Source organism: Thalassotalea fusca, assembly GCF_053485835.1.
This window is the reverse complement of record NZ_JBQRUN010000016.1, coordinates 64,036-73,518: the sequence shown is the minus strand read 5'-3', so window position 1 is coordinate 73,518 and position 9,483 is coordinate 64,036. Positions and strand designations below refer to the sequence as shown.

General features: G+C 36.3%; 9 protein-coding genes. 6 read left to right on the top strand and 3 right to left on the bottom strand.

The features are described from left to right. Positions 1-142 precede the first annotated feature (142 nt). Positions 143-640 (top strand): hypothetical protein, encoded by a 498-nt coding sequence (locus ACSLUK_RS16420; RefSeq protein ID WP_448549771.1) that lies wholly within the window; start codon positions 143-145, stop codon positions 638-640. 127 nt (positions 641-767) lie between these two features. Here the strand turns inward: ACSLUK_RS16420 and ACSLUK_RS16415 are convergent, their stop codons facing one another. The 3 genes from ACSLUK_RS16415 to ACSLUK_RS16405 all read right to left on the bottom strand — a co-directional run bounded on the left by ACSLUK_RS16415 (position 768) and on the right by ACSLUK_RS16405 (position 1,731). Continuing rightward, positions 768-1,061, bottom strand: coding sequence for a hypothetical protein (locus tag ACSLUK_RS16415; protein WP_448549770.1), 294 nt, complete (start codon positions 1,059-1,061; stop codon positions 768-770). 66 nt (positions 1,062-1,127) lie between these two features. Beyond that, positions 1,128-1,463, bottom strand: coding sequence for an arsenate reductase/protein-tyrosine-phosphatase family protein (locus ACSLUK_RS16410; protein WP_448549769.1), 336 nt, complete (start codon positions 1,461-1,463; stop codon positions 1,128-1,130). Positions 1,464-1,476: 13 nt separating this feature from the next. Then, positions 1,477-1,731, bottom strand: a complete 255-nt coding sequence (locus ACSLUK_RS16405; protein ID WP_448549768.1) for an antitoxin Xre/MbcA/ParS toxin-binding domain-containing protein — start codon at positions 1,729-1,731, stop codon at positions 1,477-1,479. 129 nt (positions 1,732-1,860) lie between these two features. Between ACSLUK_RS16405 and ACSLUK_RS16400 the strand changes: the two genes are divergently transcribed. From ACSLUK_RS16400 to ACSLUK_RS16380, 5 genes are read left to right on the top strand one after another with little or no spacing between them, the layout of a single operon-like run. Continuing rightward, positions 1,861-2,730 (top strand): WYL domain-containing protein, encoded by an 870-nt coding sequence (locus tag ACSLUK_RS16400; RefSeq protein ID WP_448549766.1) that lies wholly within the window; start codon positions 1,861-1,863, stop codon positions 2,728-2,730. Positions 2,731-2,767: 37 nt separating this feature from the next. Beyond that, positions 2,768-4,351: a type I restriction-modification system subunit M gene (locus tag ACSLUK_RS16395; RefSeq protein WP_448549765.1), complete on the top strand. Its 1,584-nt coding sequence runs from the start codon at positions 2,768-2,770 to the stop codon at positions 4,349-4,351. Then, positions 4,348-5,592 carry a restriction endonuclease subunit S gene (locus ACSLUK_RS16390; protein WP_448549764.1) on the top strand — a complete coding sequence of 415 codons (1,245 nt, stop codon included), beginning with the start codon at positions 4,348-4,350 and terminating at the stop codon, positions 5,590-5,592. Before ACSLUK_RS16395 ends, ACSLUK_RS16390 begins: the two co-directional genes overlap by 4 nt. A gap of 23 nt (positions 5,593-5,615) precedes the next feature. Beyond that, complete coding sequence (locus tag ACSLUK_RS16385; protein ID WP_448549763.1) at positions 5,616-8,588, top strand: type I restriction endonuclease subunit R; 2,973 nt, start codon at positions 5,616-5,618, stop codon at positions 8,586-8,588. Continuing rightward, the gene (locus ACSLUK_RS16380) at positions 8,588-9,406 is read left to right on the top strand and encodes a restriction endonuclease (RefSeq protein ID WP_448549762.1); all 819 of its coding nucleotides are present in this window, start codon (positions 8,588-8,590) and stop codon (positions 9,404-9,406) included. Before ACSLUK_RS16385 ends, ACSLUK_RS16380 begins: the two co-directional genes overlap by 1 nt. Positions 9,407-9,483 lie beyond the last annotated feature (77 nt).

The following is a 9,483-nucleotide window of genomic DNA, read 5'->3' as shown; positions in this document are numbered from 1 at the left end:
GGCAGCTTCTAGTTTGAATTCTGCGCTAAATGTACGTCTGGTTCTTTTAGTCATTGTTTCACCTGTAAGTTCATAAGGTGTATATTAACACCTCTAATCAGGTGGCCAAATTAACTATGCCACTACAAAAGGAGGTGGCTTAATGGACATTTTAAATCAGCTAGTTATGCAAGAGGAAGATAAGCAAAAAAGTAAATCTAAATTTCCAGCTTGGGTAAGTGATGAAAATATTTCAAAAAGAGCATTTATTGAAATAAATAAACAATTCGAAGAAAAGTCCAAATACATAAAGCGACACTCAAAGAAAGAAGATTTTACAGCTAAAAAGAACTGGCAAATTTTTATGAGCCATATTGCACGCAACTTAGAATCTGATTCTTCAACTATTTTTGATAATGAAACTTTCAAAGTCGGAATTAATAAATATTTCGAAGATAAAAACGAAGAGCTGAATAATAAAAAAGAGGCAAAGCTGAAAAAAAATGGTTTACCTAATCAAAATAAAGATCAGTTAATAGAAACGGTTAGGGATTACAAAAAAGAGTTTGAAGCATTAGAACAGCGAAAAAATAAAGAACTTTTAACATTAATGATCGAGTTGATGCCATTGCCAGATAGGAGAAAGCTCAACCTTATTTAAGGAGATAGACCACCATTAGGTGGTCTATCTATGTTTGCAATTTTAGAGAATTATGTAGGCCAGCTCTATCAAAAGCTAAATAACCATGCGCTAAAGAGATTGAGTTAGGAATTAGCTCAGATTAGAGTTATTCAACAAATTCTAATTTCTTAAAAAAATCGCTACCGGGATACTGAGTAAATTCTTTTCCTGAAGCTTTAAGTTCACCAGATTGGTAAAGTTGATTAATTGTTTTTTTAAATAGTGGTTCAAACTTCTCAATTGGCGTACTGTCTGAGTTACCCATGCCAGCGTAGTACCCAAGGTGATAAGAGCCATCATCTTGAGAGATAAGTAAACTAGGGGAGCTACTGTCATTTTTAGTCCATTCTCTGATAGCATTATTCACATCTTCTTGGGATAAAGGCTGATTAATTTTCATTGTATCTCACTGTTATTTTATAATAGGCTTAGTACAAGTTAGAGCGTGAAGGTGCAATTTTAATCTTCATATCACTTCCAGTGTGCAACGTTCTAGTATCAATAAAACAAGTTCCCTCTGAAAATATTGATAATCATCAGGAATGTGTAGATTGATTATTTTCGGCAAGAAAGCTTCGCCAGTATGCTTTTGAATACGTTCAATATGTTGCTGTTCAAATACGTAAATTTGATCAGCCCATATTAGTAATTCTATTGTGCAAAGTGTCGAGTTAGCTTTCTTTACATATTTTTCGCTAAGACCAGCGGATTTGTACTGATGGTTGTTATTGGCAGCACGAAACAACTCTTCAGCTGTTTTGCTTCGTTGTATATTACTAGTGCATAAAAAGAGAATATTCACTTGCTCTTACCCTTCATGAAAAGTCACCCGTTCTCATGCGAACTAGCATATCCATCACTTCATCAGCATTAATTGTTAGCTGTTCAAATGGTGACTTACCTTGCAACGGGCGCTTGGGCTGAGTTAGCCATTCTTGGCACACCCGATCATCAAATTTAAATTGGTTCATCAACTCCTGATAAATATCAAGATGCTTAACCTTTAAAAGCTCTAGTTCAGTTAAATTAGTATGTTTTTCTACAGAAGTTTTAGCGTTTTGATGAGACATAAATTTGAGCTTTTAAGTAGTGATGATCTGTATCAACACTAAAGCATAAAATCTATTTGCTGTCTAACTCATAATGAGACATACTATTTCAACTCGAATAGAAAATGTCAATAGAATCAGATTTATCTAATGGACGAATTTAGTTTTGCACAGAAGCAGCGCCTAGCTTATATCGATTTTAAACTTTATTTTACTGGAATGGTAACTCGCAGTGAAATAGTCAGTCATTTCGAATTAGGTCTTGCCGCAGCAACAAGAGATTTAAAGTTCTACAAAGACAATGCACCTGAGAATATGGCGTATGATAATGTAGAAAAAAAATACTTCATCACAACGCAATTCAATCCCATATTTAAACATGATGCTCGCCGCACGCTTATTAAGTTAGCGAACAACATTAGCGATGGTTTTGATTCTATTGGGGATACTTCATTCCCTATTGAATCACCAAGGCCGTTAAACGTGCCTGATATTGATATTATAGCTAAGCTATCTCAAGCAATTATCAACCATAAGCCTATTAGCGTTATATATACGTCTTTAAGTAGCGGTTCAGGTGCAAGAGAGTTAGTGCCTCATTCAATCGTAGATAACGGCTTACGTTGGCATATAAGAGCGTATGATCGCAAATCAAAGTCATTTAGAGACTTTGTGTTAACTCGTATTACCAAAGTTACAATTCAAGCACAGACACCATCCCCTGAAGAAGATAAGTTAGAAGATCATCAATGGATGCGTATGGTGCCATTACAAATTATTCCGCACCCAAATAACGTTAAGCATCCAACCGCCATAAAGCTCGATTTTGGTATGGAGAAAGGCATGTTAGAAGTAAACGTGCGTGCCGCAATGGCAGGATATTTATTAAGACGTTGGAACGTGGATTGTTCTGAAAGTGGCTCACTTTCAGGGCCAGAATACCAGCTCTATTTGAACAACATTCAAACATTATACGGTGCAGAAAATCTCGCAATTGCACCTGGCTATCAGCATAGCTAAACACTCATTAAAGAATTTAAAAAGGAAGTTAACCAACATGGTTGAACAACACAAAAAAGCATTAGAAAAACAACTCTGGAACATTGCCAATACCTTACGTGGCAACATGAGTGCCGATGAGTTTCGTGATTATATTTTAGGGTTTATCTTCTACAAGTATTTATCTGAACGTATGGATTTGTATGCTGATGAGCTGTTAAAAGAAGATGGTATTAAGTTTGACGCTATTGATGAAAACACAGACGAAGGCAAAGAATACTTAGAAGCGATTAAAGAAGAAACAATCGACCATTTAGGTTACTTCTTAAAGCCTAACGAGCTATTTCATGTATTGGCGCAAAAAGGTGAAAACGGTGAGTTTATTTTAGAAGACTTATCTGAAGTGCTTAACCATATTGAACAAAGCACGATGGGTACAGCCGCAGAAGATGACTTTAACGGTTTGTTTGATGACCTAGACTTAACCTCAAACAAACTAGGTAAAACCGAAAACGCTAAAAACGAGCTTATTTCAAAAGTACTAACTCACCTTGATGATATTGATTTTCTTCATCATGAAACTGACATTGATGTACTAGGTGACGCCTACGAATACCTCATTGGTCAGTTTGCCTCAGGTGCAGGTAAAAAAGCCGGTGAATTCTATACCCCACCTATGGTTTCAACCTTACTTGCCAAACTAGTTACTCAGGGTAAAGATAAGCTTAAAAGTGTTTACGACCCAACTTGTGGTTCAGGCTCACTACTTTTAAAAGTATCAAAAGAAATTAAACGCAAAGGCGGCGAGGTTGGTGGCTACTTTGGTCAAGAATCTAACCCAAGTACGTACAACCTAGCTCGTATGAATATGATTTTACATGGTGTGCATTACCGTAATTTTGATATTCAGCAAGACGATACCTTAGAACAGCCGCACCATGTTGAAAAACGCTTTGAAGCGGTAGTGGCGAACCCACCATTTTCAGCAGGCTGGAGTGCCTCAGCGGGCTTTTTAACAGATGAACGTTTTCAAGATTACGGTAAACTAGCTCCAAAGAGTAAAGCTGACTTCGCCTTTGTCCAGCACATGATCCATCAGTTAGATGAAAACGGCACTATGGCGGTAGTATTGCCTCACGGCGTGTTATTTCGGGCTGGGACAGAAGGCCACATTCGTAAGCATTTAATAAAAGATAAAAACTACTTAGATGCTGTTATAGGTTTACCAACAAATATTTTTTACGGTACAGCTATTCCTACCTGTATCTTAATTCTTAAAAAAAACCGACAAGATAAAGACAATATTTTGTTTATTGATGCTAGCCAACACTTCGGAAAAGCAACAACACAAAATTATTTGCGAGATGAAGATTTAGAAAGAATTATTGATGCTGTTTTAAAGCGAGGTTTTAAAGATAAATACTCGTATATAGCACCCATAGATGAAGTTGAATCTGAAAATGATTTTAATCTTAATATTTCAAGATATGTAGATACATATGAAGAAGAAGCTGAAATTGATATTTCTTTTATTACTGAAAAAATCAATAGAACTGAAAACCGTATAACTAGCATTGATAAAGATATAAACAATTTTTGTAATGAGTTAGAGATTTCGTCACCAACAGGAAGTAACCAATGAGAACAATGTTAACTCCTAAATTACGGTTCCCAAATTACAATGGTGATTGGAAAAAAGTAAAGCTGAAAGATGTATGTGATTATCAAAAAGGTTTTGCATTTAAATCTGTAGATTACAGGACTTCTGGCGCAAGAATCATACGAGTATCAGATCTAGCTTCCGATTCAATAAAGCGTAATAACGAAAAAAGATTTATTGATCAAAAAGAAGCGGAGAAGTATGAGAAATACGAGATCAATGTTGGTGAGATTATCATTACAACTGTTGGCTCTAGGCCACACTTAAAAGAGTCTGCGGTAGGTAGAGCTATATTTGTGAACAAAAGTGAAGGACATTTACTAAACCAAAACCTTTTGAAATTAGAATTTGAAGAAGGTGCTGTGAGCAACTTTATTTTTCGTCATTTAAATAGCCCTAGGTATATTGATTTTATAACTTCAATTCAGCGTGGTAATGCTAATCAATCCAACATAGCTGTTAAAGATCTTTTTGACTATCCCTTATCAACAACCGATAGAGAAGAACAAAACAAAATAGCAGACTTTCTTTCTTCAGTAGATACAAAAATTAGCCTTCTTAAAGAAAAGCATATTTTGCTCACTCAATACAAAAAAGGTGTGATGCAAAAACTGTTTAAGCAAGACATCCGTTTTAAAGATGAAAATGGTAATGCCTTTCCTGACTGGCAAGAGAAAGCAATGGGACAAGTGCTAACTCCAGAGGTTAGAGAAATAGTAAAACCGAAGGATAAGTATTTAGCATTAGGGATTAGAAGCCACATGAAAGGTACTTTTCAAAAAGCAGACTCTGATCCTGAAGCAATTGCGATGGATAAATTATTTGTTGTAAGACCAAATGACTTAGTTGTAAATATTACATTTGCTTGGGAAGGGGCTATTGCTATTGCCAAAGCTGAAGATGACGGAGGTCTTGTATCTCACCGTTTCCCAACATATACCTTCAAGAAGAATGATGCAACACATCGATATTTCAAGCACATTATTCAATTGAAGCGTTTTAAACATATGTTGGATTTGATTTCCCCTGGTGGTGCTGGTCGAAACAGGGTATTAAGTAAGTCTGAATTCTTAAAACTTAAGTGGGAATTACCTTCGGTCAAAGAGCAAGAAAAAATAGCTGATTTTCTGGATACTCTTGATAATAAGTTGGATGCAGTAAATGAACAAATCGAATTAACGCACACCTTTAAAAAAGGTTTGTTGCAGCAAATGTTCGTTTAAGGGAATAATTACAAGGAGTTAAAGTGGCCTATCAGTCAGAACAAGAATTAGAAGACAACTTAGTTGCTCAGCTTGCTAAAAAAGTTGATGGCAGGCAGCAGTTTGAAAAGGTCCATATCACCGATATTGACTCACTTAGAGCTAACTTGAAAAAGCAACTTTCAAAGCTTAATGGCTTTGATATAAGTGACAATGAGCTTAAACAAATTCGTAATGCTTTAGTTAAAGGTAATGTATTTGATAAAGCGAAAATACTGCGTGATAAGCTCCAAATAAATAAAGACGATGGCACCGCAGGTTATATCCGTTTTATTGATAACGATGTTAGCAAAAACCACTTTCAAGTTACCCAACAAGTTACCGTAGAGGGTCGTTATAAAAACCGCTATGACGTAACCATTTTGGTTAACGGTTTACCGCTAGTGCAAATAGAATTAAAGCGCCGAGGCTTAGAGCTTAAAGAAGCGTTTAATCAAATTAATCGTTATCAGCGCCATTCTTACTGGGCTGAAGATGGTTTATTCCAGTATGTGCAGGTGTTTGTTATTTCCAATGGTGTAAATACCAAATACTACGCCAATAACCGCAAGCAAAGCTTTAAACAAACCTTCTTTTGGGCAAAAGAAAATAACGACCGTTATACTGAGTTAAGCCAATTCGCTAAGGTGTTTTTAACGCCTATTCATTTAACCGATATGATCACTAAATACGTGGTACTGAATGAAACAGACCGCATATTAATGGTAATGCGTCCTTATCAAATCTATGCCACCGAAGCGATTATTGACCGAGTAGCTGAACGTGAAGCCTTAAAAGCTAGCAACCAATCAATTGAAAAACAAAATGGCTATATTTGGCATACCACTGGCTCTGGCAAAACCCTTACCTCATTTAAAACCGCCCAGTTACTTACGGGTGATAGCGCCATTCACAAAGTGGTGTTTGTGGTTGACCGTAAAGATTTGGATTATCAAACCGCAAAAGAATTTAATAGCTTCATTAAAGGCTGTGTAGACGGAACTGACAAAACCAAAGTGTTAGTTGACCAGTTCACCGGTAAAGATGTGTATTACCTTGAGAAAGACGGTGAGCAACAGTCATCAACTAAAGCCAAAGGCGGTAAAGTTAATACTCGCCGTAATGAAAAGCTGATTGTAACCACCATTCAAAAGCTTAATAACGCGATTAGCAATAAACGTTATTCAAGCCGAATGGAACCTGTAAAAGACAAAAACGTGGTATTTATTTTTGATGAATGTCATCGCAGTCAGTTTGGTGATACTCATCAACGCATTAGTCAGTTTTTTACGAATCATCAAATGTTTGGTTTTACTGGTACACCTATTTTTGCAGAAAATGCGGTGTCTAAGTTTTCTCGCAAATACACCACCAGTGACTTATTCCACAAACCATTACACAAATACACTATTGTTGATGCGATTAAAGACGAAAACGTACTTAAGTTTAATGTTGAATATGTAGGACGTTATAAGAAAAAAGACAGCGCCAATGAAGTTGATATTGACGTTGAAGGTATCGACACCAAAGAGCTAATGGAATCTGACGTTCGGTTAGAAAAAATAACCGATTACATTATTGCTCAGCATAATCGTAAAACTCATAGCAAAGCCTTTACTGGCATGTTTTGTGTTTCAAGCGTGCCTGCATTAATTAAGTATTACGAGTTATTTTCACAGAAAAAAACGGAAGGTAAACATAACCTTAAAATAGCCACTATTTTCTCGTATGCCTCTAACGAAGAAGACCCAGATGCTGATGGTTTAGACGAAGTTGTATTAGATAAAGTTGCAGAGCCTCAAGCCCAGTATGAAGGTATAGCCAGCCATAGCCGAGACAGACTTGAAGAGTTTATTGGTGACTATAATAAAATGTTTGGCAGTAGCTATACCACTAAAGATAGCGAGTCTTACTACAACTACTACAACGATATTTCTAAAAAAGTGCGTGAGCGAAAAGTTGATATTTTGCTTGTGGTAAATATGTTTTTAACAGGGTTTGATAGTAAAACCTTAAATACTCTGTATGTTGATAAGAACCTTAAATATCACGGGTTAATACAAGCGTATTCACGCACCAATCGCATTTTAAACGAGCAAAAGTCGCAAGGTAATATCATTAGCTTCCGTAACTTGAAAAAGCGCACAGACGATGCCTTAGCGCTGTTTTCAAATAAGGATGCAAAAGATACGGTGATCATGCCGCCGTATGAAGAATTCATTAAGATGTTTAACCAAGCGTTAGACCAAATGCAAACCATCGCACCTGACACGGCAAGTGTTGATAGCCTTGAAGATGAAAACGCTGAACTTGAATTTATCAAGGCATTCAGGGAGTTAATGCGTTTACGCAATGTGCTTTCTACCTTCGCTGATTTTAAGTTTGATGATGTTAGTATTCAAGAACAAGAATATGAAGACTATAAAAGTAAGTACTTAGATTTATACGACAAAGTTAAAACCAATACCGCCCCTGAAAAAGAGTCGATATTAGAAGAAATAGACTTTGAACTTGAGCTGCTAGCGATGGACGAAGTGAATGTTGCTTACATCTTAAAGCTACTGAGCAAGCTTAAACAATCTGACTCTGATGAAGAGTACCAGCAGCAGTATAAAGCACTAATGCAAACCATTGGTGGTGATCCTGAACTGCGTAGTAAGCAAGAACTGATTGATAAATTCATTCAAGAAAACCTGCCCGATGTGCAATCAGCCGAAGAAGTTGACGATGCCTTTGCCGCCTACTGGGAAGTTGAAAAAGAAAAAGCTACCCAAGCAATGGCTGACGAAGAACATTTAATACCTGAAAACGTAAAAGATCTTGTTGAGCGCATGATATTCAGCAACCAAGAACCACTGCGTGAAGACATAGTAGCCACCATGGAAAAGCCACCTAGTGTATTACAACGCAAGAAAGTAATACCGAGGTTAGCTGAAAAGCTAAAAGGCTTTGTTAATACGTTTTATGGTGGGATGTAATGGCTGAGGAAAACAACAAACAACCAGAATGGTACAAGTTTCAAGAAGAAATAAAGGAACACTTTTTATCAATTGGTGCTGATGCAGAAACCAACGTAACGATGCAAGGAGTGAGAACTCCTCATGATATTGATGTTGTAGTTAAAACTAAGTTTTTGGGTGATGACATAACCTGGATCATTGAGGCGAAATGTTGGAATACTAAAGTACCTAAAGAAAAAGTTTTAGCTTTAAGAACGATTGCTGACGACTTAGGTGTTGATCGCGGATTTATAATATCTAAAAGTGGTTTTCAATCAGGTGCTATTGAGGCTGCTAAAAGCACAAATATAAAGTTAAAAACCTTTGAGGAATTAAAAGAAGAAACTGTCGCATTTGTTGAGCATAAAATCCTGAACTCTTATTTGAAAAGGTTAACTAGAATAGACGACCGCTATTGGGCCCACACTAAAAAAATAAGAATTAAATATGGCTTGCGTCACGACTTGCTAGATTTTTCATTTAAGTTTGTAGGGCAACAATTATTAGCTACAGCTAGAAAAGCAATAATATTTGCCCAAAAGAAACATTATCCTATCGACCTTGAAACGCACCTTAAAGAACATCAAGGGAGCAAAACAGCCGATAATTTCCAGCAGTTAATAAATTGGCTTAATTTAAATTTAGATTATTTTGATGAGAAACTATTAATTGCAGAATGGGAGATGCATGAAAACGGGGATTATAAACCTGATAATGTTTTAACACCTGAAGGTGAAATAACTTCAACATCAATGATGGCCGAAGGGATGTATTTGGCAGAGATAAAGAATAGGTAAAATAAACAGAATCGTTTTCGATAAAAAACTATTTTTATTAGGGTGTGGATTATAGTATGAACTTATATTTGGAAATG